The following is a 23600-nucleotide window of genomic DNA, read 5'->3' as shown; positions in this document are numbered from 1 at the left end:
AGTAAGCAAAACGCTCTTGCCCCACCACTCGGCTCCTCGCCTAGGCTCGGAGTGCCCTCACTCCGGCTTTGGACCGTGGGCCGCCGTCATGGGCCATCCTTGGCCCAGGACGGCTAACCCGGCGTCCTGCCGGGTTACCCACGCTCCAAAGCCTGCGTTCAGCCAGCGTGGTTTAACGGGGCGCCTAAGATCAAGATCAAAAGCAAGAGCACAGCGGCCTACCGGCCGGCTTGAGTGTTAAAAGCAAAATCAAAAGCTAAAGCGGGCACGGTCCACTGTAGGAGCTGGCTTGCCGGCGATGGCATCAACTGGGTGTACCTGATGCACCGAGGTGTCTGCATCGCAGGCAAGCCAGCTCCTACAAAAAAAAGCTCTGCTTTCGCTCTGGTTTTTGATCTGGCTTTTAACACTCAGGTCGGCTTTCAGGCCGCCGTGCTCTTGCTTTTGATCTTGATCTGCGGGCCCCGTCAACCACGATGGCCGCAAGCAGGCACGGTGGAGCGGGTAAACCGGCAAGGATGCCGGTTTAGCCGCGCCGGGCCATGGATGGCCCGTCGCGGCGGCCCGCGGAACCGGGCCGGAGTGCGGGCATGCCGAGCCTAGGCGAGGCACCGAGTGGTGGGGCAAAGACCTTTTGGTTACTTTTGGGGCGTTTGCCAAAAGTGACCCGCTGTAAGAGCGGAACCATAGGTGGCCGTTACCGCAGCAACGGATATGCCCCCCATCCAAACCCCAAATCACCGCGGCACCGCCCGAATCACCGCCCTAACCCCCTGCCCCCCGGGAATCGCCTTATCCACCGAAGGCAACTGCGGCGCCTGCACATCCGGCATCGCCCAGCTATGCTCCGGCTGCAACCCACCCTGGGCCCTGCGCATAAACTCATAGCGATTCAGCGTAATACTGCGCCCCGCCCCACCGTCACGAATAATGTAGGGCCGCAAAAACACCATCAAATTAGTCTTCGTCACACTGCGCTTTTCATTCCTGAACAGCGCCCCCAACCCCGGAATATCCGACAACCAAGGCACCGCGTCATTGCTCTGGCTATACCCATCCTGCAACAGCCCGCCAAGTACCATGATCTGCCCGTCATCCAGCAAAATACTCGTATCAATCGCCCGCTTGTTCGTCACCGTCCCGGCATCCACCGAAGCCCGCGTGTCGACGCTGCTGACCTCCTGATAAATATCCAGCTTCACCGTCCCCCCCTCGGAAATCTGCGGCCGCACGTTCAGCTTCAGCCCCACCTCCTCCCGCTGTACCGTCTGGAACGGGTTATTGCTGGTCCCGCCTCCGCCCGTCACATAACTGCCGGTGACAAACGGAATCGTCTGCCCCACAAAAATACTAGCCGCCTCGTTATCCAGGGTCAGCAGGTTCGGCGTCGACAACACATTGGTCCCGCCCTTGCTCTTCAACGCCCGGGCCAACACCTTGAGGTCCAGCACCTTGCCAATCCCCGGAATGTCCACCGAGCCATTCACCAGCCCGATGTTCAAGCCCTTGGGCAACACATCAATGCTGGTCTTGCTGGTGGGGGTTCCATTCAAGCCGCTGCCCCCCAGGTTCACCCCGCCAAAGCCCCCCTTCCCGCCCAGGTTGCCCGCCTGCCACTGCACCCCGAACTCGCTGGCATCGTCCTCACCCACTTCGACGATCAGGCTCTCGATCACCACCTGGGCGCGACGCTGGTCGAGCATGTCGATCACCTCCCGCAGGTTGCGATACAGCGGATCCGGCGCGGAGATCAGCAAGGTGTTGGTGGTGGCGTCCGCCTGGATGGTCACACCACCGGCGCTGAACGCGGTGTTCTGGTCGCTGGAGGACGAAGCACCGGCAGCACTGGTGTCTTGCCCGTAACCACTGGGCTGGACAGTGCCGCTGCCGGTGGGAGTGCCGCTACTGTTCTGGGTACTGCCCTGGCCACCCTGGGTGTTGCCGCCCATGCTGCTCAACTTGCCACGGGCATTGTCACTGGTACCGGAGTCGCTCTCGCCGGTCAGCAAGCCCCGCAGCGACTGCGCCAACTTGCCGGCCTGGGCGTTGCGCAGGTACACCACGTGCATATTGCTCGGGTTGCTCTGGGCGTTGTCGAGCTTGTAGATCAGGTTGCGCGCCAGTTCCGTGCGCTCCGGGCTGCCGGCGCGGATGATGATGGAGTTGGAGCGCGGGTCGCCGATCACGTTGATCTTCTGGGTCTGATCGGCGCCCTGGGTTTCGAGGAGTTCCGAGACCATGGCAGCGATGTCCACGGCGATGCCGTTCTGCACCTTCACCACGTCGGTGTCGATGGCGCTCGGGGTGTCGATGCCGTCGATGATCTGCGCCACCCGCGCCAGGTTTTCCGCGTAGTCGGTGATCACGATGCTGTTGTTGCCGGGGTAGGCGTTGATCGGGTTGTTCGGCGACACGATCGGGCGCAGCACCGGGATCAGGTTCACCGCGTTTTCGTATTGCAGGCGGAAGGTGCGGGTCTGCATGCCCTGCCCGCCCGGGTTGGCGCCGCTGTAGATCGGCCCGCCCAGCAGCTTGGCGTCCGCCTCAGGCACCACCTGGGCCACGCCGCCTACGTCGACCACGCTGAAGCCCTGCATACGCAGCGCCGCCAGCAGCATGTCGTAGGCCTGGTGCGCCGGTACCTGGCCTTCGCTGACCAACGTGAGGTTGCCTTTGACACGCGGGTCCACCAGGAATTGCTGGCCGGTGGCGCGGGACAAGGCGCGCACCACCGCCTGGATATCGGCGTCGACGAAGTTCAGTTGTACCGGTTGATCACCCAGCGGGTTGCGCGCCCTGGCCGGTGCGGTGCCATGGCTGCGGGCGCTGTTGGTCACCGGGTGTTGCACCCGGGGTGGCGGCACGGTTTCGCGCTGGCGGTCCAGTGGTGTGTCGCCGCTGCGCCGGGTGTCGGCCAGGGGTTGGCCGAGCTCGCTGTCCACCAGCAACGGTGCGGAGGATTGGGGGTTGCTGCACGCTCCCAGCGCCAACAAGAGCAAAGGGGCGACCTTGCGATAAGGCGCAGCGTTGGGCAATGACCACTTCATGAAGCTTCCTTAGCGCCAGGCGCCTGACCCATGCGAACGGTCCCGGACAAGGTGCCGGCCGAGTTTGAAGGGGTGGCCTCGCCTGCGCGTTGCAGGCGGGCCGCAGAGACTTCCAGGGAGAACGGCCGGGGGTTGGCCAGCAGCCAGTCGATCACCGCGTCCGCCGGGGCATCGTCGAAGGTCAGGCGCCAGCTGCCGGTGTCCTGCGGCTGCAATTGATAGCGGCCCTGCAGCCCGGCGTTGTCGAGGGACTGGTGCAAGGCGGTTTCCAGGTCACTGCTGCGCGGGGCTGGGGCGACGCCTTGCAGCAGCACCTGCAAGGCCTCGGCCTGGCTGCGCAGTTTCGGGGTTTCGGCTTGCCAGTAGTCGATCTTCTTCAGCGGTGGCTGGATCAACAGCAACCAGGTCAGCAGGCCCGCCAGCACCAGGCCGGCACCCACCAACAGACGTTTTTCACGCATGGCCAGGCCGTTCCAGAACACCTGGGCCTGGCTGCGCAGAAGCTGCCAACGCTTATTCATCTTCGGCCTCATCGTCTGCATCGGCTTCAACGCGCTCGGTGAGCGGGCCGACTGTCCAGCCCTGGTCGTCGCGACTGGCGCTGAACCCGGCCTGGGCCAGCAGCGCCTGCGCGTCAGCGGCCAGCGCCGGGGTCCGGGCGTCGGGCAGCAGGCTCAGCTGCAGGCTGCCTTGCTCGTAGCTCAAACTCTCGACGCTGCCCGCCATGGACGGCAGGCTGCTACCCGCCAGCGCCAGCAAGCCGGTAAAGCGCTGCCCTGGTTCGGCCGCCGCGCCGCTCTGGCGTGCGGCCAGTTGCTGACGGGCTTGTTGCAGCGGGTTGAGAATCACCGGCAGTTCGGGGAAGGCCTGGCGTACTTGCTGGCTCATCTGCGCCTTGAGGCGTTGACCTTCGTCGACCTGGCGGGCGGCGTAGAGGTTCAGGCCCAGGGCCCAGATGGCGACCGCCAGCGCCGTGCAGGCCGCCGCCCTGCCCCAGCCACCGGTGGCCGCCTGCTGGAGCCGACCGTGCAAACCCCAGCCCGGCGCGGTACCGCTCCAACGGGCCTCGTCGGCCACATGGAGCACATCGACACCGGTGGCGAGCAGATCATCCAGCACCTGCTGCCCCAGAGGGTGTACCGCGCCCTGCTGCAGGCTATGGCGCAGTAGCAAATGCCCGTCGCAGAAGGCCGCGCTCGCTGGCCCGCTGACCGGCAGCGCGTAGGGCGCCGGGTACAGGCCACGCACTTTGATTTTCAGCTGGGTCGTTATCCGGCCCAGGTGCTCGAGGCTGCTTTTGGGCAACCAGCCGACCTGCACCAGGCCGCCGCTTTCCCGTGGACCGTGGGCCACATGCATAAACTCCAGCGGGCCGAGGATCAACGCCTGGGCCGCACAGGTCACTGCATCGTCGACCTTGGCGGAGGGCAATTGCGGCAGCTCCAGGCTGGTCAGCAAGCTGTCCCGTGGATGCAGAAAACACTCCGCCTGGGTATTCGCCCATTGCGCCAGGCGGCACTCGCCCTGCTGGCTGACCTGCCCGGCGCGGTCCAGCCAGGCGAACTGCACCTGGCTCTCGGTGGTGAGTTCATCCAGCGGCGGCAAGCCGATGCGCAAACGCTTCATACGCCCACCCGCGACCAGATCACCTGGGGCTGACGGTCTTGCGGGCGATACAGCAACGCCTCCAGCGTGACCCGACGCTGCTCGCGGCGCGCCTGGCCGTGCACGCGAAACCACTCGCTGGTGATCCCCACCTGCACCGTGTCCACCGCGACTTGTGGCATGCGCAACCGGTTGACGAAATCCCCGCGATTGACAAACCAGCGCCCGCCGTCGCGCTCGGCCACCAGTGCCTGGGCCTGGGACAGGCTGAGCCCCGGTACCACGCTGCTGAGCACCTCGGCGCTGGCGGTATTGCCGTTGACCCAGGTATTGCCGGGCAGCACGCTGACATAGCTCGCCATGCGCCGCAGTTGGCGCGGGTCGAGGCCTTCGATACCGCTGAGGTCGGTGAGGCTGCGCAACATCGGGTACTTGGCCGGGATCAATGGCGCGGCGGCACCGGGCGAGGTATCCCGGCTGCTGTTGAAGCCGCCGGTGAGTGAGGCGCCGAGCTCGCGCTGGTCGTATGAGTCGATCACTCGCCGGCTGATGCGGCGACTCACGGCCGGCTCGATGCCGATCAACTGGCACAGGCGTTCGAAGCTCTGCAATTGCACGGCGTCCGGGTGTTGTTGGGTCACCAGGTTGCGCAGGTTGAACTTGCCCTGCTCATCCTCAATCCGCCCCTCGAAAGCACCGCCGAGGGGCCTTGCCCACGGTTGATCGAGCCGGGTCAACACGTCCTGGCGGCGCGCGTCCCACAGGAGCTGGCGACTGGTTTCCAGGCCGCCATTCAACAACCATTGGGCCTGGATACGCAGTTGTTCAGCTTCCAGGCTGCGGGTGAACACGGTTTGCCGGGTGAGCATGGCGCCGGCAAGCACCGCGACCACGGCCGCGATCAGCAAGGCACTGATAATCGCCATGCCGCGCTGCTTCGCCGCTGGGGGCGAATGGCTGTTCATCGCCGGCCTTACAACTGCCAGGAGCCGATATCGGCGTTCACGCCGTCACCATCAGGTTTCCCGTCGGCGCCGAGGGAGAACACATCCACTTCGCCGTTGGCCCCAGGGTTGAGGTAGTGATACGGGTTGCCCCACGGGTCGTTGGGCAAGCGTTCGAGGTAGGCGCGCCAGTTGCTGTTTTTCGCATCGGCCGGGCGTTCCACCAGCACCTTCAAGCCCTGGTTCATGCGCGGGTACGAGCCGTGGTCGAGGCGGTAGAGTTTCAGGGCCTGCATCAGCCCGCCAATGTCCTGCCGGGCCGCTGTGGCCCGCGCCTGGTCGGGGCGGTCGAGCACCTTGGGCACCACCAGCGCCGCCAGAATCCCCAGGATCACCACGACCACCATGATCTCGATCAGGGTGAAACCGCGCTGCCTGCGCGCTGACGTGAAGTGTGCGATATCCATGTCGACATTCCTTGGCTTGAGTGCATTTCGTGGCGCAGTGTTGCAAGAACACATGTCAGTCATGTTGAAAATCCTCGGGAGCTTTGGTCGCCAATCGGTCAACTCCCGGGGCTAGTCTGCGGGCCTGTTTCCCGGTTTTGAGTACGCCATGGGCGGGCCCCGCAACGAGCAAGGTTTCACCCTGATTGAAGTGTTGGTGGCACTGGCGATCATCGCCGTGGCCATGGCGGCGGCGGTACGCGTGGCCGGGCTGATGACCACCAGCAACGGCCTGCTGCGGGACAAGTCGATGGCGCTGCTGGCAGCCCAGGGCCGGATGGCGGAACTGCGCCTGGAAGGTCGGGTGAGCACCGGGCGCAAGACGTTCGACTGCGACCAGGGCCGGCTGAAACTGCGTTGCGAACAGACCATCAGCAACGGGCCGGATGGGCGCCTGTTCCAGGTCAGCGTGCAGGTGCTGGACGCCACCCGGGAAGCGCCACCCCTGGCACGCCTGGAGACACTGCTGGGGCGCCCGCCGGTGAAGCGCCCGGTTACTGCCGAATGAGGCTTGGCAACGCCGGCCCGTCGGGCAACTTGTCGAGGGGCACGCGGATTTTTTCCGCGCCGCGCTCGATCTCCACGCTATCGCCTTCAATGGCCGTCAGCCGCACGCCGGGGCTCAGGCGTTCACCCAACAAAAAGCTGCGGGGCGGGCCGTCGTTGAGACTGAGGATCGCCACCGCCCCACGCGCCCCGGCAAGCACCCCGGAGACCTTGATCTGCATCACCGCCGGGGTATTGGAAAACCATTGCACGGCGGGGTTGTCGCTGCGGGCCGCCAACGCCTGGGGCGCGGCCTGCGGGGTGTGGGACTCGGCCGACGTGAGCAACAGCGGCGTCCAGGTCGCAACCCCTGCCAGCGCCGCCAGCAACGCCACGGCCTGGACGCCATGGGCGGGTGAAAAACGATGGATGAATGCCATGGGCGGGACCTCCTGTTTGTCCGTCGCCTCAGGCTACAGGGCAATTCACACCTTTTTATTTCAGCGGTTGATCAGGGAGCAAAAAATGAAACAGCAGGGCTTCACGTTGATCGAGTTGATGGTGGTGCTGGTGATCATCGGCATCGCCAGTGCGGCCATCAGCCTGAGCATCAAGCCTGATCCGCTGCACCTGCTGCGCAAGGACGCGGAACGCTTGAGCCAATTGCTGCAGATGGCCCAGGCCGAGGCGCGTGCCGATGGCCGGGCGATTACCTGGAAAGCCGATGCCAAGGGATTTCGCTTCAGCCGCGTGACCGATGATGGGCTGGGAGTGGAGAACTTCAGCGGCGATCAGCAACTGCGTCCGCGGGCCTGGGACAGTGCGCCGATGCAGGTGCGCATCGAGCCTGGGAAAACATTGGTGCTGGATGCTGAATGGGTGAACCCGCCCATGCGGGTGGTGCTGTCGGATGGGCAATACAGCCTGAGCCTGCAACGGGATGCGGCGGGGTTGTTGCGGGTGGTGAGTCATGAGTGACCAGAAGGGTTTTACGCTGATCGAGGTGATGGTGGCGATCATGTTGATGGCGGTGGTCAGTGTGATTGCCTGGCGCGGGTTGGACAGTGTGACCCGGGCTGATCAGCATTTGCAGGCCAGCAGTGAGCAGACTGAGGTGTTGTTGCGGGCGCTGAACCAGATGCAGCTGGATGTGAACTTGCGCGCGGGGGTTGAGTTGGGGCCGCCGATTGGCGAAGACGCGCCGAAGCCTGGCGGGTTGGCGGCGGTGTCGGTGAGGAGTTCGGACAGCAAGGGGTTTCGGCTGGAGGTGATCCGGAGTGCGCCGGTTCCTGGGGATGGGTTGCAGCGGGTGCGGTGGTGGCTCAAGGGCGACACGCTGTACCGGGCAGCTGCACCGGCGCGGGATCGGTATCCGCTGCCGGCGCCCCGGGATGCGGTGGCGGTGCTTGGGCAGGTCAGGGATTTGCAGGTGCGGGTTTGGGACAAGGGGTGGCGGCAGTTGAGTGGGAATCGGCAGGATGAACCGCTGGGGATCGAGGTGGTTCTGGTGCGGGAGACGGGCCAGGGGGTGGAGCGGTATCGGCAGGTTTTGGGGCCCTTGCGGTAGGGCTTTTTGGGGTGGTGTACATATCCGTTATTTTTGTTATGGCTGATATGGGTTCCGCTCACTTTCGAAAAGCCGGAATGCCGGCCCAGTCAAAAGTAAGCAAAACGCTCTTGCCCCACCACTCGGCTCCTCGCCTAGGCTTGAGTGTTGAAGAGCAAAATCAAAAGCTAAAGCGGGCACGGTCCAAATGTGGGAGCGGGCTTGCTCGCGAAGGTCGTTAACGATGACGCGGGCATTCTGGATGAACGCGGCGCTGTCAGGTTTTTCGCGAGCAAGCCCGCTCCCACAGAAAAGCAGATCTGTTTTCGCTCTGGTCTTAGCCTTTGCTTTTAACACTCAAACCGGCCGGGAGGCCGCTGTGCTTTTGATTTTGAAGCAGCCGTTACCTAAATAACGGATATGCACACCGATCTAACTCAACAAAACAACACCGCCAGGCAACTCCGTACACTTGGCCCCATACGCATCGCGAATCAAAAGCGCCACCCCCGCCAACTGATGCAGACTAAACCGCGCCTGCACCCGCCGCTTGCCCAACTGCGCATTCATCAGCAGCAACATCCCCGGCCGATAGCGATTGATCTCATCCACCACCGTCGCCAGCGTCGCATTATCAAACACCAGCACCTGCTCCCGCCAAGCCACCACAGCCTGCACGTCCACCGCCACCGGCTCACCCACACCGCTGGCGTCATAAGTCAGCTGCCGCCCACCCTCAAGCCGAACCGTACGCCCCCCAACACCCACCAACAGCGCCCCATCAATACACGTCACACACACACTGTGATCCGTATTGCGCACATTGAACCGTGCCCGAGCCGCACTCAACCACCCTCCACCCGCCTGAACCTGAAGCGGCATCGCAGCATCGGCCAGCACCTCGACCTCCCCCTCCAACAACTCAATCCCACCCTCACGCCGGCTGATCCGCGTCTGCGTATTGAGCTCCAGCCGAACCCCATCACCCAACTCCACCCGCCGCTGCTCGCCGACCTCGGTGCGGTAATCCGCCGTCAACCCGGCAAACCCACCCGGCACCGTCACCCGCACCATCAACACCGCCGCCGACGCCGCAATCGCCCCGCCCAAAAACGCCCGCCGCCCAAAATGCCGCGGCCGGGAAAACTGCTCGGCGGCGGGAGCCAATTGCTGCCACAACACCTTGGCCTGCTCGAACGCCCGGGCATGCTCCGGGCTCTGGGCGCACCACTGGCGCAACGCCTTGGCATCAGCAACGGTGGCCCGGCCCGACGTCAGCAGCACCAGCCAGTCACGCGCTTCATCGTGCAGGGGGCTGTCGGGCGCAGCACGGGCAGCGGAGAGGTTAAAAATGTTCAAGCGCGCAGGTACTCAACGGATTATCAGGGACTCAATCACTAAGACGGTTTTCCGGCCCCGGGACCGAACCGCTGGATCACTTTTCTTTCAAGGCGCTGTGCACAGTGGCCCAGCCCGGCCTTGATTTCCTTTTCGACCATGCGCGTGGAAATCCCGAAACGCCTGGAGATTTCCAGGTGTGGCGCCTCTTCCAGACGTGCAGCGATAAGGATCTGGCGCCGCCGCGCCGGCAGTTCGTAGAGGGCCTTGAGCAAGGACTGGATTTCCCGCTGGCCACCCACCACCCGCGACGGGTCCTGGGCTTCATCGACGGTTTGCAGCAGCTCTTCGACTTCGCTGCCGGTCAACAGTCGCGCATCCGCCTGGCGTCGGTCAGCGGCGATGTTCAGCGCCATTCGATACAGGTAGGCATTGGGTTGCGCCAGGTTCGGCGGCATGTCCATGCGGTCGACCCGCAGGTAGGTTTCGTGCAGCACGTCGTTGGCCAGGTCCTCGGACCCGAGGCGCTTGCGCAGGCGTACCTTGAAGTCCTCGTAGGACGCCAGGAACAGGCTGACCATCATGCTGTGGCCGGTATCTTTCATGCCCCGGAAACTCCTTCCCCTGCTGTGCATTCCATGCGTGTTCCTGTTGAATCGGGCATCAAAAGTAAGGTCACCGGCAAGCGCAGCGAACTGGGCGCAGGGCGTTCGACCCGGGTGGCGCCCAGGCCGCGTACCAGCGCTTCGTCACGCTGCAGGTCACCGGTGGAGCTGACCAGCCGGCTGTGTTCGATCACCCCGTCACCGTTGACCCACACCTGCACCAGCGCCCGGAAACTGCCGGGGCGGGTCAGCGGCGAACGGCACAAACTGCGTTCGATCGCCTGCTGCAAGGCCGCGGCATAGCTGTTGTTGATCCGTGCTGCATGCCCTGCCTTCAGCCCCCGCGTCGTGGCCGGCTGGCTGACCTCGGGGGCTTGCAGGGTGAACGCATCGCTGCGGGCATAACGCGCCATCAGGCCACTCCCTGTCAGCAGCAGGCCCAGGGCTTGCTGCGCACTGTAGCGGCCATGCACGCCGATGGAGCGCCGGCCCCGGGTCAACTCGCGGTCCACCAGCACCGCCATGCCGGTGGCATGGCTGAACGCCTGCAGGGCGCTATCCAGGTTCTGCGCGGGCAGGTCCAGGGTCACTTCGGCGCGCACGGTCTGCGCCAGCCCCAACAGCAGAGCCAGGCAGCAGCCCGCGCGCCTCCAAGCCCCCCTGCTCAGCATCGCAACACGTCCGACATAGCCTACAAAACCGTCATCCTGAGGCCAGTTTATGAACCTGATGTTACGGTGCCAGCAAAAAAAACATCACGGTGACGGGCAGCCCGCTGCACTACACTTTTGAGCCATACCGGCCCATTTCCCAGGGCTCGCCAGGAGGCACCGATGAACCTGTTCCCGACCCTCGCCAGCCTGTTGCTGTGTGCTGCCCTGCCACTGATGGCCCACGCCGAAGGAACGCCGAATGGCTGCACCGAGGTCAACGTGGATGGCTACAAGGCACCGGACTATGGCTGCCTGAGCCAGCAGATGGGCAACCACCCGGACGCCGCCAAGGCCACGCAAAAGAACCAGCAAGCGCAACAGGTGCCCATCGACAAACGCAAGCCGAACCAGATCGGGCTCTCTACACCCGCAGCGACCAGTGTGCGCATGGGCAATACGTTCGGTACTTCGGTGAAACCCCAGCGGCCTTGATCGCCGCTTGTCCCCCCCTGCCCGCCCAGTGCAAAAAAAGCCATTGTGTTATCGCGATTGCCGATGTTATGTTTCTAACAGACATCAAAATCATGAAACATGAGTAACATCAATGACCGGCCTGCGCGAAAACGTCATGGATAAAAACAGCTTCCAGCGCACGCTGGAACAGCAGTTCCCGACGCTGACGCCCACCGGCAAGCGCATCGCGACCTACCTGCTGGGCAACCTGCAACAGCTGCCGTTCGAAACCGCCGACAGCATCGCCCAGCAAGCCGGCACCACCGGGATTTCAGTGGGGCGTTTCTTGCGAACCCTGGGTTATCGCAACCTCGATGACGTCAAGCAAGGCCTGCGCGGCGACCCGCAAGCCTCCTGGCTGATCACCGACCGCCTGGGCGCGTTTCGCCAGGAGAACGATCAGGAAGACGCCCTCGACCGTTCCCTCAACCGCGAGATCGAAGCCATCCAGCATGTGTACGGCCTGGCCCGCAGCCAGGGTTTCGCCGACATCGTGCAGCACATCGTGGACGCCGACGCCGTGTTCATCCTCGGTATCCAGTCCACCCGGGGCATCCTCAATGCGTTCCACAGTCACCTGGAATACATTCGCCCCAAGGTCTATTACGTCGATGGCCTGTCGGGGATCTACGCCGAGACCCTGAACTCCGGCTTTGAAAAACCCTACGCCATCACAGCGGACTTCCGCGCCTATTCCAGCATCACGCCCACGTTCTGCGAGACCGCGAATGCCCAGGGTCTACCCTTGGCGCTGATCACTGACTTGCAATGCCCCTGGGCCCGGGACTACGACCTGGACCTGCTGCAACTGAAAACCGATGTCGGCCAGTTCTGGGACTCCATGGCGCCCCTGACGTGCCTGTTCAACCTGATGGTGTCTGCCGTCGCTGACCGCTACGGCGAGCGACTGGATGCACGCCTGGCAAAAAACCGCGCCCTGCAACAGGCCTTCGGCCAGTTCGAATCCTGACCCTGGAAAGGAAATCTTTGAGTGAATACCAGCCCATTGGTAGAAATCGCCCCACCGGAATACCCGGTACAGGTCGACCTGATCTACGCCAGTGCCGACAACCTGGCAGGCACCGTGATCTACCGCAACACCCGCTGCCTGCTGCACGCCGAAGCGGCGGCCTGCTTGCGCAAGGCGAGCCTGTTGGCACGCCACGCCGGCATGACCCTGCTGATCTACGACGCCTATCGCCCTGCCTACGCCCAGCAACTGCTGTGGCAGGCCCTGCCCAACCCGGACTACGTGCGCGACCCGCGCCTGGGCTCGCACCACACCCGCGGCGTGGCCGTCGACCTGACACTGATTGATGAACACGGCACCCCCCTGGACATGGGCACGGCGTTTGATGCCATGGAGCCCAAGTCCCACCAGTTCTACCCCGACCTGCCGCCGCAGGTGCAGCGCAACCGCCTGCTGTTGCTGGGCATCATGCTTGGCGCCGGCTTCAAGGCGATTGCCACCGAGTGGTGGCATTACGAATTGCCGGATGCCGAACTTTTCCCACTAATTGAGGAGTCATACTGATCCCAAGGACCGTACCATCACAATAATTAGCAGCACCCTTTAGCTCCAACTGCCCGGTTATAGATTTCATAAAAATAAACCAACCCGCTTTTTCCTCTAAATAATCAAGGAAACCGGCATGACCCCAAGCAACCGCAAGACCCTCGCACTCTCCCTGCTGTGCGCCGCCCTGAGCCTGGGCGCGTGGCAATCGGCAAGTGCCGCCGCCCCCAAAGACACCCTGATGATCGGCAAGGCCGCCGACCCGCAAACCCTCGACCCGGCCGTGACCATCGACAACAACGATTGGGCGGTGACGTACCCGGCGTACCAGAAGCTGGTGGCCTACAAAGTCGAAAACGGCAAGGGCAGCACCGAGGTCAAGGGCGACCTGGCCGACAGCTGGACCACCTCGGCCGACGGTCTGGTGTGGGACTTCAAACTCAAGCCCGGCAACAAGTTCGATGATGGCGCCGAGGTCGACGCCAATGCGGTGAAGTTCTCCTTCGACCGCGTGATGCAGCTCAAGCAAGGCCCGTCGGGCGCGTTCCCGGATGACATGAAAGTCACCGTGGTCGACCCGCTCACCGTGCGCTTCACCCTGGCCAAGCCCTACGCGCCCTTCCTTTACACCCTCGCCCATAACGGCGCAGGCATCATCAACCCGGACGTGGTGAAACAGGGCGACGTCAACGCCTACCTCTCCACCCACACCGCCGGCTCCGGCGCCTTTCGCCTGAGCAACTGGCAGAAAGGCCAGAGCCTGACCCTGGAACCCAACACCTACTACGCCGGCACCAAGCCCGCGCTGAACAAGGTGGTGATCAAGATCATCAGCGAAGCCTCGGTACGCCGCCTGCAACTGGAACGCGGTGACCTGGACATCGCCGAAGACATGCCCCAGGACCAGCTCACCAACCTGGCCAAAAAGAAAGACGTGGTGATCAAGGAGTTCCCGTCGCTGCGGGTGACCTACCTGTACCTGAACAACCAGAAAGCCCCGCTGAACAACCAGAATGCGCGCCAGGCGATCGTTGATGCGGTGGACTACAAAGGCATTGTCGACGGCATCCTCAAGGGCCAGGCCAAGTTGATGAACGGGCCGATTCCTGCCGGCATGTGGGCCAATGACCCGAGCCTGCCCTTGATGAAACAGGACCTGGACAGCGCGGGCGCGAACCTGAAGAAACTCCCGGAAAAAATCACCAACCTGAACTACATGTACTCCGACAAGGACCCGGACTGGGAATCCATCGGCCTGACCCTGCAAGCCAGCCTGGCGCCGCTGGGGATCAACCTGAAGATGGAAAAACTGGCCAACGCCACCATGCGCGAGCGCCTGGGCAAGGGTGACTTCGACGTGTCCATCGGCTCGTGGGCACCGGACTTCTCCGACCCCTACATGTACATGAACTTCTGGTTCGACTCCTCCCTGCAAGGCCTGCCGGGCAACCGTTCGTTCTACAGCAACCCGGTGGTGGACAAGCTGATTCGCGATGCGGCGGCCAACAACGACACGGCCAAGCGCACCGAGCTGTATCAGGAAGCCCAGAAGATCGTGCTCAAGGACAGCGTATACGCCTACCTCTATCAGAAGAACTACACCCTGCCGATGCGTGATTCGGTGAAGGGTTATGTGTTCCATCCGATGCTGGAGCAGGTGTTCAACGTGGCTGAGATCAGTAAGTAACACGCGATCAAATGTGGGAGCGGGCTTGCTCGCGAAAGCGGTGTATCAGTTACCCGATGTATGACTGACCCACCGTATTCGCGAGCAAGCCCGCTCCCACACTGGACCTGCTGTGTTTTCCAGGCTGTATCCTGATCCAAATGTCTCGCGTTACCGAGGAGCCCTCATGGCCTTCCTGAATATGTTGCGCAAACGCCTGTTCGGCCTGATCCTGGTCGTCGTCGGCGTTTCGCTGATTACCTTTTGCATCTCCCACCTGATCCCGGGTGACCCGGCGCGCCTGATTGCCGGCGACCGGGCCAGCGACGCCATTGTCGAGAACATCCGCCATCAACTGGGCCTCGACCTGCCGCTGTACCAGCAATACGGCCGCTACATGAGCGACTTGCTGCACGGCGACCTCGGCACCTCGATCCGCACCAGCCGCCCGGTGCTGGAAGACCTGAAAGCGTTCTTCCCCGCGACCCTCGAACTGGCGGTCGCCGCCCTGCTGCTCTCGGTACTGGTGGGCGTACCGCTGGGGGTGCTGTCAGCGGTGTATCACAACCGCGCCATCGACCAGATCGCCCGAACGCTGGCGGTTACCGGCATTTCCACGCCGGCCTTCTGGCTCGGCCTGGGCCTGATCGTGTTGTTCTACGGCCAGCTCGGCTGGCTGCCCGGCAGCGGGCGGCTGGATGAAGGCCTCGAACCACCGCGCACCATCACCGGGTTCTACCTGATCGACTCGCTGCTGGCCGGCGATATCCCGCTGTTCCTGAATGCCCTGGAACACCTGATCCTGCCCGCCGTCACCCTGGGTTTCGTCAACCTCGGCGTGGTCGCCCGGCAGATTCGTTCGGCGATGCTCGACCAGTTGGGCGAGGACTACATCCGTACCGCCCGCGCCTACGGCCTGTCGCGCTGGGCGGTGATCCTGCGCCACGCCTTGCCCAACGCGCTGATCCCGTCGATCACCGTGCTCGGCCTGACCCTCGGCGACCTGCTGTACGGCGCGGTGCTGACCGAAACCGTGTTCGCCTGGCCGGGCATGGGTGCCTATGTGGTGAAGTCGATCCAGTCCCTGGATTTCCCGGCGGTGATGGGCTTCGCGATCCTGGTGTCGTTTATTTATGTACTGCTGAACATGCTGATCGACCTGCTCTACCGGGTGGTCGACCCGCGCATCGGCGAGGTGAATTGAGATGACCGCTCCCCTGACCATGCCCGTACCGGTGCCCCTGGAACAGCGCCCCACCTGGCGTGCGCGAATGGAGTACCTGGGCTATCAAATACGCCGCAGCCCGCTGACCATCGCCGGCCTGACCATCACCTTGATCGTGCTGATCTGCATGGCCTTCGCCCCCTGGTTGGCGAGCCATGACCCCAATGCCTTGAACCTGGCGCAACGCCTGGCCGAGCCCTCCGCCGAACATTGGTTCGGCACCGATGAAGTCGGCCGCGACCTGTTCAGCCGGGTGCTGTACGGCAGCCGCCAGTCGGTGGGCGTGGGCCTGTTCGTGGCGTTTTCGTCCTGCCTGGTGGGCGGGCTGCTGGGCTGCCTGTCGGGGATCATCGGCGGGCGTTTCGACAGCCTGATCATGCGCCTGATGGACATCATGCTGTCGGTGCCGTCCCTGGTGCTGATCATGGCCCTGGCCGCCGCACTGGGCCCGAGCCTGTTCAATGCGATGCTGGCAATCACCGTGGTGCGCATCCCGTTCTACGTGCGCCTGGCCCGGGGCCAGGCCCTGAGTATTCGGCAGATGGGCTACGTCAAGGCGTCCCAGACCTTCGGCGCCGGGCGCTGGCACATCGTGTCGTGGCACGTGGGCCGCAATGCGATGCCGCCGTTGCTGGTGCAACTGAGCCTGGACATCGGCAGCGCGATCCTGATGGCCTCGGCCCTGGGTTTCATCGGCCTGGGTGCACAACAGCCCACCGCCGAATGGGGCGCGATGGTTGCCACCGGGCGCAATTTCATTCTCGACAACTGGTGGTACTCGACCTTTCCGGGGCTGGCGATCCTGGTCACCGCGACCGGCTTCAACCTGCTGGGTGACGGTGTTCGTGACCTGCTCGACCCACGGCAACAGGGGAAATGACCATGTCCAGTCCGGCAGTGCTTGCCATCGACAACCTGAGCCTGGAATTCCCGGCTTACCGCAACAACGTCCAGGCACTCAACGGCGTGTCGTTGCACGTCAACCCCGGCGAAGTCGTCGGCGTAGTGGGTGAATCCGGCTCCGGCAAATCCGTGACCGCGATGCTCAGCCTGCGCCTGCTGCCGGAGCGCAGTTACCGGATCACCGCCGGCAGCTTGCAGATGCTCGGCCGCGACATGCTCGGTGCCAGCGAGAAGGAGCTGCTGCAGATCCGCGGGCGTGACGCGGCGATGATCTTCCAGGAGCCGATGACCGCGCTGAACCCGACCCGGCGCATTGGCCGGCAGATGCTCGATGTGATCATCCACCACCAGCGCCTGAGCAAGGCCGCCGCCCGTGCCAAGGCCATCGCCCTGCTGCGGGACATGCACATCGCCGACCCCGAGCAAGTGCTCGACAGCTACCCCTTCGAACTCTCCGGCGGCATGCGCCAGCGGGTGATGATCGCCCTGGCATTTTCCTGCGACCCTCAGTTGCTGATCGCCGACGAGCCCACCACTGCCCTCGACGTCACCGTGCAACGCCAGGTGCTGTTGCTGCTGCGGGAAAAAGCCCGGGAACGCGGCACCGCGATCCTGCTGATCACCCACGACATGGCTGTGGTCTCGCAGTTCTGCGACCGGGTGTATGTGATGTACACCGGCGCCGTGGTGGAAGAAGGCCCCACCGCCCAGGTGATGAGCGACCCGCGCCATCCCTACACCCAAGGGTTACTCAGCGGCTTGCCGGAACAGGTGAAACCCGGCGACGACCTGCTGACCATCCCCGGCCAAGTGCCCAACCTTGCCGCCCTGCCCTCAGGCTGCACCTTTCGCGAACGCTGCCCCCAGGCCATGAGCCAATGCATCGAGCGCCCGCGCCTGGACCTGATCAACCCTGCCGGCACCCGCAAAAGTGCGTGCTGGCTGACTGCCGGGGAGTCGGTGCAATGACCGTGTCTCAAGATTCACTGCTGGCTTTGCGGGATGTACGGGTCAAGTTCCCGGTAAAAACCGACTGGCTGGGCCGCCCGCGCGGTTATGCCCACGCCCTCAACGGCATCGACTTGCAGGTGCGCCGTGGGGAAACCCTGGGGATTGTCGGCGAGTCCGGCTGCGGTAAAAGCACCCTCGCCCAATTGCTGATGGGCCTGGTCAAGCCCAGTGACGGTGAAGTGGACTGGGTCTACGAAAGTGCCCGGGAACGCCACCGGCATGTGCAGATCGTATTCCAGGACCCGCAATCGTCCCTCGACCCGCGCCTGCCCATCTGGAAAATCATTACCGAGCCGCTGTTCGCCCTTGGCGACACGCCCAAGAGTGAAATGCGCACCATCGCCGCCAAGGTCGCCGCGCAGGTAGGCATTCGCGCCGAATACCTGGACCGTTACCCGCACCAGTTTTCCGGTGGCCAGCGCCAACGCATCGCCATCGCCCGCGCGCTGGCGTCCAACCCGAGCATCCTGGTGCTGGACGAGCCGACCTCGGCCCTGGATATCTCGGTGCAGGCGCAAATCCTCAACCTGCTGGCCGAGCTGCAACGGCGGCTGGGGCTGACCTACATCCTGATCTCCCACAACGTTTCGGTGGTGCGGCACATGGCCGACCGGGTGGCGGTGATGTACCTGGGGCAGATCGTGGAACTGGGGTGTGCCGAGCAAGTGCTGGAGCAGCCGAAGCATCCGTACACCCAGCTGTTGCTGGAGGCGGTGCCCAAGCTGGGGGTGGCGCTGGACGACGCGTATGTCAGTGCACCGACAGAGCTGCCGGGGAACCGGGTGTTGCCGGGTGGGTGTTTCTTTCTCGACCGCTGCCCGAGGCGTACACAAGGCTGTGAGCGGCCGCAGCGGTTGACGGGTGGGATGAGTCAGCAGGTGCGGTGTCACCTGGAACATCCGTGAGGCGTCCTTAACGAAATTTTCATGATTGCGCGGCTATGATCCGCCACCTCGTTGGGGAGTAGCCTGCTTCGGATTCTCGAAGCGTTCGTATCAACATTCTCGGCAACATGCCGTGGTGCGAACACCATTTTGGTTGGTGAGACCAGCGACACATCCATGCCTGAAGTCGGGCGTGTGGTTGTGTCGTTGACTCATACAGCCCGACTGGAAGCCTTACCGTGAACCCTATTTCCCTGATTCTTCTCGCCCTTGCCATGTCCACGGACGCCTTTGCGGCGGCCATTGGCAAAGGTTCCAGCCTGCACAAACCACGCCTGACCGAAGCCCTGCGGGCCGGGCTGATCTTTGGTGTGATCGAAGCGATCACGCCGATCATCGGCTGGGCTATCGGCCAGGCTGCCACCCGCTGGGTGGAGCAGTGGGACCACTGGATCGCCTTTACCCTGCTGGTAGCCCTGGGCCTGCACATGATCTACAACGGCTTGAAGGCCGATGATCCAGAGGAAGAGAAACCGAGCCAGCACTCGTTCATGATTCTTGCCGTGACCGCGTTTGCTACCAGCATTGATGCCTTGGCGGTGGGTGTGGGCCTGGCGTTTGTCGACGTGAATATCCTGGTGGCCGCTGCGGCGATCGGCTTGGCGACGATGACCATGGTAACCATCGGCATGATGCTTGGCCGGGTGTTGGGGACTGTGGTCGGCAAGCGCGCCGAGATGGTCGGCGGCGTGGTGTTGATGCTGGTGGGTGCGACGATTTTGTATGAGCACCTGTCGGCCTAGAAACCGGCGAAGATCAAAATGTGGGAGCGGGCTTGGGTGGGAGCGGGCTTGCTCGCGAAAGCGGTGGTTCAGCCAGCCTATTGAGCGACTGACACACCGCCTTCGCGAGCAAGCCCGCTCCCACACCAGCCCGCTCCTACAGGGATCGGCGGCGATCAATCAGGCCGCGTGTTTTTCTTTCTTCAGGCTCTCGATGTCGATCACGAACCGATACTTCACATCGCCCTTGAGCATGCGCTCGTAGGCGTCATTGATGCCCTGGATGTCGATCATCTCGATGTCCGAGACAATCCCGTGCCTGGCGCAGAAATCCAGCATGTCCTGGGTTTCCTGGATGCCACCGATCAACGACCCGGCCAGGCTGCGACGCTTGAAGATCAGGTTGAACACGGTCGGTGACGGGTGCGGGCTATCCGGGGCGCCCACCAGGGTCATGGTGCCGTCGCGCTTGAGCAGGTTGAGGAAGGCGTCGAGATTGTGGGACGCGGCCACGGTGTTGAGGATGAAGTCCAGGGAGTTGGCAACCTTGGCCATTTCGTCCGCGTTCTTCGACACCACCACTTCATCGGCCCCCAGTCGCAGGCCGTCTTCGCGCTTGTTCGGCGAGGTGGTGAACAGCACCACGTAGGCGCCCATGGCATGAGCGATTTTCACCGCCATATGGCCCAGGCCACCGAGGCCGACAACGCCGACGCGCTTGCCCGGCCCGACGTTCCAGTGGTGCAGCGGTGAGTAGGTGGTGATGCCTGCACACAGCAGCGGCGCGACCGCCGCCAGGTTGCTCTCGTCGTGGGAGATGCGCAGGACGAACTTCTCCTTGACCACGATATTGTCCGAGTAGCCGCCGAAGGTGTTTTCGCCGCCAAAAGCCGGGCCGTTGTAGGTGCCGGTGAAGCCGTTTTCGCAATACTGCTCCTCGCCCTCGGCGCAGGATTCGCAGTGCTGGCAGCTGTCGACCATGCAGCCGACACCGGCCAAATCGCCCACCTTGAACTTGCTGACATTGGCGCCCACGGCGGTCACTCGGCCAACGATTTCATGGCCCGGTACCGACGGGTACAGGGTGTTTTTCCATTCGTTGCGTACGGTGTGCAGGTCCGAGTGGCAGACGCCGCAATAGAGGATGTCGATCTGCACATCATCGGCCCCGGGGGCGCGACGTTCGAACGTGAAGGGTTTGAGGGAATCCTTGGAGTCACGAGCGGCGTAGCTGTAAGTCTTGGCCATTTCGTTCACCTGTTTGTTCAGACGGTAGAAAGCAGTTGACCAGCATAGACGCTGAACCGTTCAACCGAGCACAGGCATACAAGTCCCTCGTCAGATTCTGCGCCTATAGTATTGGCTGCCCTCTCACCCAAGGAGTTTTGCCATGAGCACCCTACGCACACAAGACGGTACCGAGCTCTACTACAAGGACTGGGGCACCGGCAAACCGGTGCTGTTCAGCCACGGCTGGCCGCTGGATGCCGATATGTGGGAATACCAGATGGAGTACCTGAGCAGCCGCGGCTACCGCACCATCGCGTTCGACCGCCGTGGTTTTGGCCGCTCGGACCAGCCCTGGACCGGTAACGACTACGACACCTTTGCCGACGATATCGCCCAGTTGATCAACCATCTGGATCTGCAGGACGTGACCCTGGTGGGCTTCTCCATGGGCGGCGGCGATGTCAGCCGCTATATCGCCCGCCATGGCAGCGCGCGCGTGGCCGGGCTGGTGTTGCTGGGGGCGGTGACGCCGCTGTTCGGGCAAAAGCCGGATTACCCGCAAGGTGTCGAGATGGCAGCGTTTGACGGGTTCAAGGCCGCGCTGCTGAAGGATCGCGCGCAGTTCCTGGCAGACTTCAATACGCCGTTCTATGGCATCAACAAGGGCCAACAGGTCTCCAGCGGTGTATTGACTCAAACACTGAACATCGCCCTGCTCGCCTCGCTCAAGGCGACGGTGGATTGCGTCACCGCGTTCTCGGAAACCGATTTCCGCCCGGACATGGCCAGGATCGACGTGCCGACCCTGGTTATCCACGGTGATGGCGACCAGATCGTGCCGTTCGAAACTACCGGCAAGGTCGCCGCGCAGATGATCAAAGGCGCGCAGTTGAAGGTGTACAAGGATGCCCCCCATGGTTTTGCGGTGACCCACCAGCAAGCCTTGAACGAAGATCTGCTGGCCTTCCTGCAACGCTGAGCCGATTGCGTTCTCCTGCGACGGCTTATTTCTGGCCGGGCTGACACCCGGCCTTTTCAGGCAGTCGTACTATTCCCCGGTGCCGGCAAACCCCGCTACGATCTCGTCGATCACCACCCGCACCCGGGCGGTATGCCGCAGGTCGGCATGGGTCACCAGCCACACATCGTAGGGCAACGGCCGCGTACGGTCCGCCCACAGCCGCACCAGGCCGTCGCGTTCGCCGGAAACTATCGGAACCTCACCGATACCGATCCCTGCGGCGATGGAGCGGCGTACCAACAGGCTTGAACTCAAGGCCGCAACAATACGTCCGCGTCCCAGCGGCTCGCTGACCAGGGTCAGGTCCTTCTGGCTTTGCAGGTGCGGCTGATACACCACCAGGTCGTGTCCTTCGAACAGGCTGCCCGGTTCGGGTGCGCCGTGCCGATCGATATACGCCTGCGAGGCAAACAGCCCCACCGGCCAGCGGGCGATGCGCCGGGCGATCAGGTCGGGGTTGTCCGGGCGGGTATTGCGCACCGCGATATCGGCTTCGCGTTTGGCCAGGTTAAGCAACTGGGTCGAAGCGTCCATCTGCACGCGCACGTCAGGGTGCGCATCGTGCAGCCGGGCAATGGCCGGGATCAGGAAGTCGATGGCCAGGGAATCGGTGGTGGTCACCCGTACGGTGCCGGTCAGGCGGTCGTCCAGGCCCAGGACCTGACGCTCTAGGTCAAGGGCCGAGCGCTCCATGTTCTCCACCGATTGCAACGCGGCTTCACCCACGGCGGTCAGCGCATAGCCTTCGGAGGTGCGCAGGAACAACGTTGCGTTCAGGGACTTTTCCAGGGCATTGACCCGTCGCCCCACGGTGGCCTGATCCACCCCCAGCACCCGCGCGGCCCCGCGCAGTGTGGACTCGCGGCACACCGCGAGGAACACCCGCGCATCGTCCCAATTCATGGCTTTCCCCTTCGATGCATTTTTGCATCAGCGTGACGTGTAATCGCAGCATTATTGCATCACTCATCACGGCTATGCTGGGCACCAGAGAAAATACCCAGGATCGCCAGCAGGCTGAACCGCTCGGTAACGGGCGCGGTCCCAACCCATACGTTCATTGCTACAGGTGCGCTCAAATGACTCTGCCCCACGAAATGACCCTGATCGAAATCACCAGCCCCGGCGGCCCCGAAGTCCTGCAACCACGCCAGGAGCCGGTACCTGTCGCCGGCCCCGGCGAAGTGCTGATCCGCGTGCACGCCGCCGGCGTCAATCGCCCGGACGCCCTGCAACGCGCCGGCACGTATCCGATGAAACCCGGCATGAGCCCGATTCCCGGGCTGGAAGTGGCCGGTGTGGTGGTCGCGCTGGGCGAAGGCGTCAGCGAGTACGCGCTGGGCGACAAGGTGTGCGCCCTGACCAATGGCGGCGGTTATGCGCAGTACTGCGCAGTGCCCGCCAGCCAGACCTTGCCGCTTCCCGATGGCCTGGACTGGATTCAGGCGGCAGCGATCCCGGAAACCTTCTTCACCGTATGGGCCAACCTGTTCGGCATCGGCGGTGCGCATAAAGGCCAGCGCGTGTTGATCCATGGCGGCACCAGCGGCATCGGCACCACCGCGCTGATGCTCTGCCGCGAGTTCGGTATCGAAGCGTTCGCCACCGCCGGCAGCGTGGAAAAATGCGCCGCCATCCGCGAGCTGGGAGCCGAGCCGATCAACTACCGGGAACAGAATTTCGCCGAGGTTATCGCTGACAAGACCGCGGGCAAGGGTGTCAATGTGGTGCTCGACATCATGGGTGGCTCCTACCTGAACGACAACATCAGCGCCCTGGCCATGGAAGGTCGCCTGGTGATGCTGGGCTTCCTCGGCGGCGCACGCGCCAACGACATCGACCTGCTGGCGATCCTCGGCAAACGCGCGATCGTTACCGGCTCGTTGTTGCGCTCACGCACCCGGGAAGAAAAAGCCGCGATTGCCGCACAACTGCGCGAACACGTGTGGCCGGTGCTGTCGGCCGGGCGTTGCCTGCCGATGATCGATGAAGTGTATGCCTATACCGACGCCGCGAAGGCCCATGCGCGCATGGAAGGTGGCGACCATATCGGCAAGATTGTGTTGCGGGTGGATTGATAAACATGCGGAAAAACGGTTTATAACGTCATCAGAACAAA

Annotated in this window: 25 protein-coding genes and 1 riboswitch; of the genes, 14 read left to right on the top strand and 11 right to left on the bottom strand. The window is 63.4% G+C overall.

The features are described from left to right. Nucleotides 1–737: 737 nt before the first annotated feature. The 5 genes from gspD to gspG are packed head-to-tail and all read right to left on the bottom strand — an operon-like array spanning nt 738 to nt 6063. On the bottom strand, nt 738–3047 hold the full coding sequence (gspD, locus tag V6607_RS13490; RefSeq protein WP_134326282.1) for a type II secretion system secretin GspD: 2310 nt from the start codon (nt 3045–3047) through the stop codon (nt 738–740). Next, complete coding sequence (gene gspM / locus V6607_RS13485; RefSeq protein WP_134326281.1) at nt 3044–3568, bottom strand: type II secretion system protein GspM; 525 nt, start codon at nt 3566–3568, stop codon at nt 3044–3046. Before gspM ends, gspD begins: the two co-directional genes overlap by 4 nt. Beyond that, entirely contained in the window at nt 3561–4673 is a 1113-nt protein-coding gene (gene gspL / locus V6607_RS13480; protein ID WP_134326280.1) for a type II secretion system protein GspL, read from the bottom strand. The genes gspM and gspL overlap by 8 nt, the downstream gene beginning before the upstream one ends. Further along, the gene (gene gspK / locus V6607_RS13475; RefSeq protein WP_166742153.1) at nt 4670–5617 is read right to left on the bottom strand and encodes a type II secretion system minor pseudopilin GspK; all 948 of its coding nucleotides are present in this window, start codon (nt 5615–5617) and stop codon (nt 4670–4672) included. The genes gspL and gspK overlap by 4 nt, the downstream gene beginning before the upstream one ends. An 8-nt stretch (nt 5618–5625) precedes the next feature. Beyond that, nucleotides 5626–6063 (bottom strand): type II secretion system major pseudopilin GspG, encoded by a 438-nt coding sequence (gene gspG, locus V6607_RS13470; protein ID WP_134326278.1) that lies wholly within the window; start codon nt 6061–6063, stop codon nt 5626–5628. Nucleotides 6064–6211: 148 nt separating this feature from the next. Between gspG and gspI the strand changes: the two genes are divergently transcribed. Further along, the gene (gene gspI, locus V6607_RS13465; RefSeq protein WP_008431408.1) at nt 6212–6610 is read left to right on the top strand and encodes a type II secretion system minor pseudopilin GspI; all 399 of its coding nucleotides are present in this window, start codon (nt 6212–6214) and stop codon (nt 6608–6610) included. Here gspI and V6607_RS13460 read toward each other — a convergent pair. Next, on the bottom strand, nt 6597–7028 hold the full coding sequence (locus tag V6607_RS13460; RefSeq protein ID WP_003218665.1) for a type II secretion system protein N: 432 nt from the start codon (nt 7026–7028) through the stop codon (nt 6597–6599). The two genes, gspI and V6607_RS13460, sit on opposite strands and share 14 nt — an antisense overlap. Nucleotides 7029–7113: 85 nt before the next feature. On the opposite strand from V6607_RS13460, the gene gspH reads away from it, so the two are divergent. After that, nucleotides 7114–7566, top strand: a complete 453-nt coding sequence (gene gspH, locus V6607_RS13455; protein ID WP_134326277.1) for a type II secretion system minor pseudopilin GspH — start codon at nt 7114–7116, stop codon at nt 7564–7566. Continuing rightward, nucleotides 7559–8155, top strand: coding sequence for a type II secretion system protein GspJ (locus V6607_RS13450; RefSeq protein ID WP_134326276.1), 597 nt, complete (start codon nt 7559–7561; stop codon nt 8153–8155). Before gspH ends, V6607_RS13450 begins: the two co-directional genes overlap by 8 nt. Before the next feature lie 411 nt (nt 8156–8566). Here the strand turns inward: V6607_RS13450 and V6607_RS13445 are convergent, their stop codons facing one another. The 3 genes from V6607_RS13445 to V6607_RS13435 are packed head-to-tail and all read right to left on the bottom strand — an operon-like array spanning nt 8567 to nt 10748. Next, nucleotides 8567–9493, bottom strand: a complete 927-nt coding sequence (locus V6607_RS13445) for a DUF4880 domain-containing protein (RefSeq protein WP_008431412.1) — start codon at nt 9491–9493, stop codon at nt 8567–8569. Between the two features lie 38 nt (nt 9494–9531). Next, the gene (locus tag V6607_RS13440; RefSeq protein WP_008431413.1) at nt 9532–10077 is read right to left on the bottom strand and encodes an RNA polymerase sigma factor; all 546 of its coding nucleotides are present in this window, start codon (nt 10075–10077) and stop codon (nt 9532–9534) included. Continuing rightward, nucleotides 10074–10748: a secretin and TonB N-terminal domain-containing protein gene (locus V6607_RS13435; RefSeq protein ID WP_003220136.1), complete on the bottom strand. Its 675-nt coding sequence runs from the start codon at nt 10746–10748 to the stop codon at nt 10074–10076. Before V6607_RS13435 ends, V6607_RS13440 begins: the two co-directional genes overlap by 4 nt. Before the next feature lie 162 nt (nt 10749–10910). Here V6607_RS13435 and V6607_RS13430 point away from each other — a divergent pair, with 162 nt between their 5' ends. From V6607_RS13430 to mntP, 9 genes are all read left to right on the top strand, one after another. Beyond that, nucleotides 10911–11222, top strand: coding sequence for a hypothetical protein (locus V6607_RS13430; protein ID WP_087694900.1), 312 nt, complete (start codon nt 10911–10913; stop codon nt 11220–11222). Nucleotides 11223–11358: 136 nt separating this feature from the next. Further along, the gene (locus tag V6607_RS13425; RefSeq protein ID WP_032898755.1) at nt 11359–12213 is read left to right on the top strand and encodes a MurR/RpiR family transcriptional regulator; all 855 of its coding nucleotides are present in this window, start codon (nt 11359–11361) and stop codon (nt 12211–12213) included. Between the two features lie 21 nt (nt 12214–12234). Beyond that, a complete protein-coding gene (gene ddpX, locus V6607_RS13420) occupies nt 12235–12777 on the top strand; it encodes a D-alanyl-D-alanine dipeptidase (RefSeq protein WP_134326275.1) in 543 nt (180 codons plus the stop codon). Nucleotides 12778–12895: 118 nt separating this feature from the next. After that, on the top strand, nt 12896–14446 hold the full coding sequence (locus V6607_RS13415) for an ABC transporter substrate-binding protein (protein ID WP_008431417.1): 1551 nt from the start codon (nt 12896–12898) through the stop codon (nt 14444–14446). 166 nt (nt 14447–14612) lie between these two features. Then, nucleotides 14613–15629: an ABC transporter permease gene (locus V6607_RS13410; protein WP_008431420.1), complete on the top strand. Its 1017-nt coding sequence runs from the start codon at nt 14613–14615 to the stop codon at nt 15627–15629. A 1-nt stretch (nt 15630) separates the two neighbouring features. After that, nucleotides 15631–16530: a D,D-dipeptide ABC transporter permease gene (gene ddpC / locus V6607_RS13405; RefSeq protein WP_003220124.1), complete on the top strand. Its 900-nt coding sequence runs from the start codon at nt 15631–15633 to the stop codon at nt 16528–16530. Continuing rightward, entirely contained in the window at nt 16527–17522 is a 996-nt protein-coding gene (locus V6607_RS13400; protein ID WP_032898749.1) for an ABC transporter ATP-binding protein, read from the top strand. Before ddpC ends, V6607_RS13400 begins: the two co-directional genes overlap by 4 nt. Next, nucleotides 17519–18469: an oligopeptide/dipeptide ABC transporter ATP-binding protein gene (locus V6607_RS13395; protein ID WP_003220120.1), complete on the top strand. Its 951-nt coding sequence runs from the start codon at nt 17519–17521 to the stop codon at nt 18467–18469. Before V6607_RS13400 ends, V6607_RS13395 begins: the two co-directional genes overlap by 4 nt. 41 nt (nt 18470–18510) lie before the next feature. Continuing rightward, nucleotides 18511–18677, top strand: a riboswitch (yybP-ykoY riboswitch). Between the two features lie 10 nt (nt 18678–18687). Beyond that, nucleotides 18688–19251, top strand: a complete 564-nt coding sequence (gene mntP / locus V6607_RS13390) for a manganese efflux pump MntP (RefSeq protein WP_003220119.1) — start codon at nt 18688–18690, stop codon at nt 19249–19251. Nucleotides 19252–19410: 159 nt separating this feature from the next. Here mntP and V6607_RS13385 read toward each other — a convergent pair whose 3' ends face one another. Beyond that, nucleotides 19411–20478 carry an NAD(P)-dependent alcohol dehydrogenase gene (locus V6607_RS13385; RefSeq protein ID WP_003220118.1) on the bottom strand — a complete coding sequence of 356 codons (1068 nt, stop codon included), beginning with the start codon at nt 20476–20478 and terminating at the stop codon, nt 19411–19413. Between the two features lie 142 nt (nt 20479–20620). Here V6607_RS13385 and V6607_RS13380 point away from each other — a divergent pair, with 142 nt between their 5' ends. Next, nucleotides 20621–21439: an alpha/beta hydrolase gene (locus V6607_RS13380; protein WP_003220116.1), complete on the top strand. Its 819-nt coding sequence runs from the start codon at nt 20621–20623 to the stop codon at nt 21437–21439. Between the two features lie 69 nt (nt 21440–21508). Here V6607_RS13380 and V6607_RS13375 read toward each other — a convergent pair whose 3' ends face one another. Next, a complete protein-coding gene (locus V6607_RS13375; RefSeq protein WP_134326274.1) occupies nt 21509–22384 on the bottom strand; it encodes a LysR family transcriptional regulator in 876 nt (291 codons plus the stop codon). Nucleotides 22385–22560: 176 nt separating this feature from the next. Here V6607_RS13375 and V6607_RS13370 point away from each other — a divergent pair, with 176 nt between their 5' ends. Beyond that, nucleotides 22561–23559 (top strand): NAD(P)H-quinone oxidoreductase, encoded by a 999-nt coding sequence (locus tag V6607_RS13370; RefSeq protein ID WP_134326273.1) that lies wholly within the window; start codon nt 22561–22563, stop codon nt 23557–23559. The last annotated feature ends 41 nt before the right edge of the window (nt 23560–23600 follow it).

The sequence above is a fragment of the Pseudomonas sp. KK18 genome, from assembly GCF_037094675.1.
In the GTDB taxonomy this organism is placed as follows: domain Bacteria; phylum Pseudomonadota; class Gammaproteobacteria; order Pseudomonadales; family Pseudomonadaceae; genus Aquipseudomonas.
This window is presented reverse-complemented; position numbering and strand designations above follow the sequence as displayed.

Bases quoted from the DNA above. Each gene is read 5' to 3' on its own strand.
- V6607_RS13435 (WP_003220136.1), bottom strand. From the start codon at position 10,748: ATGCTGAGCAGGGGGGCTTGGAGGCGCGCGGGCTGCTGCCTGGCTCTG.
- V6607_RS13400 (WP_032898749.1), top strand. From the start codon at position 16,527: ATGACCATGTCCAGTCCGGCAGTGCTTGCCATCGACAACCTGAGCCTG.
- gspM (WP_134326281.1), bottom strand. From the start codon at position 3,568: ATGAATAAGCGTTGGCAGCTTCTGCGCAGCCAGGCCCAGGTGTTCTGG.
- gspI (WP_008431408.1), top strand. From the start codon at position 6,212: ATGGGCGGGCCCCGCAACGAGCAAGGTTTCACCCTGATTGAAGTGTTG.
- V6607_RS13415 (WP_008431417.1), top strand. From the start codon at position 12,896: ATGACCCCAAGCAACCGCAAGACCCTCGCACTCTCCCTGCTGTGCGCC.
- V6607_RS13430 (WP_087694900.1), top strand. From the start codon at position 10,911: ATGAACCTGTTCCCGACCCTCGCCAGCCTGTTGCTGTGTGCTGCCCTG.
- V6607_RS13375 (WP_134326274.1), bottom strand. From the start codon at position 22,384: ATGAATTGGGACGATGCGCGGGTGTTCCTCGCGGTGTGCCGCGAGTCC.
- V6607_RS13425 (WP_032898755.1), top strand. From the start codon at position 11,359: ATGGATAAAAACAGCTTCCAGCGCACGCTGGAACAGCAGTTCCCGACG.
- V6607_RS13450 (WP_134326276.1), top strand. From the start codon at position 7,559: ATGAGTGACCAGAAGGGTTTTACGCTGATCGAGGTGATGGTGGCGATC.
- gspL (WP_134326280.1), bottom strand. From the start codon at position 4,673: ATGAAGCGTTTGCGCATCGGCTTGCCGCCGCTGGATGAACTCACCACC.
- V6607_RS13380 (WP_003220116.1), top strand. From the start codon at position 20,621: ATGAGCACCCTACGCACACAAGACGGTACCGAGCTCTACTACAAGGAC.
- V6607_RS13410 (WP_008431420.1), top strand. From the start codon at position 14,613: ATGGCCTTCCTGAATATGTTGCGCAAACGCCTGTTCGGCCTGATCCTG.
- gspG (WP_134326278.1), bottom strand. From the start codon at position 6,063: ATGGATATCGCACACTTCACGTCAGCGCGCAGGCAGCGCGGTTTCACC.
- V6607_RS13440 (WP_008431413.1), bottom strand. From the start codon at position 10,077: ATGAAAGATACCGGCCACAGCATGATGGTCAGCCTGTTCCTGGCGTCC.
- V6607_RS13370 (WP_134326273.1), top strand. From the start codon at position 22,561: ATGACTCTGCCCCACGAAATGACCCTGATCGAAATCACCAGCCCCGGC.
- gspH (WP_134326277.1), top strand. From the start codon at position 7,114: ATGAAACAGCAGGGCTTCACGTTGATCGAGTTGATGGTGGTGCTGGTG.
- V6607_RS13460 (WP_003218665.1), bottom strand. From the start codon at position 7,028: ATGGCATTCATCCATCGTTTTTCACCCGCCCATGGCGTCCAGGCCGTG.
- ddpC (WP_003220124.1), top strand. From the start codon at position 15,631: ATGACCGCTCCCCTGACCATGCCCGTACCGGTGCCCCTGGAACAGCGC.
- gspD (WP_134326282.1), bottom strand. From the start codon at position 3,047: ATGAAGTGGTCATTGCCCAACGCTGCGCCTTATCGCAAGGTCGCCCCT.
- V6607_RS13385 (WP_003220118.1), bottom strand. From the start codon at position 20,478: ATGGCCAAGACTTACAGCTACGCCGCTCGTGACTCCAAGGATTCCCTC.
- V6607_RS13395 (WP_003220120.1), top strand. From the start codon at position 17,519: ATGACCGTGTCTCAAGATTCACTGCTGGCTTTGCGGGATGTACGGGTC.
- gspK (WP_166742153.1), bottom strand. From the start codon at position 5,617: ATGAACAGCCATTCGCCCCCAGCGGCGAAGCAGCGCGGCATGGCGATT.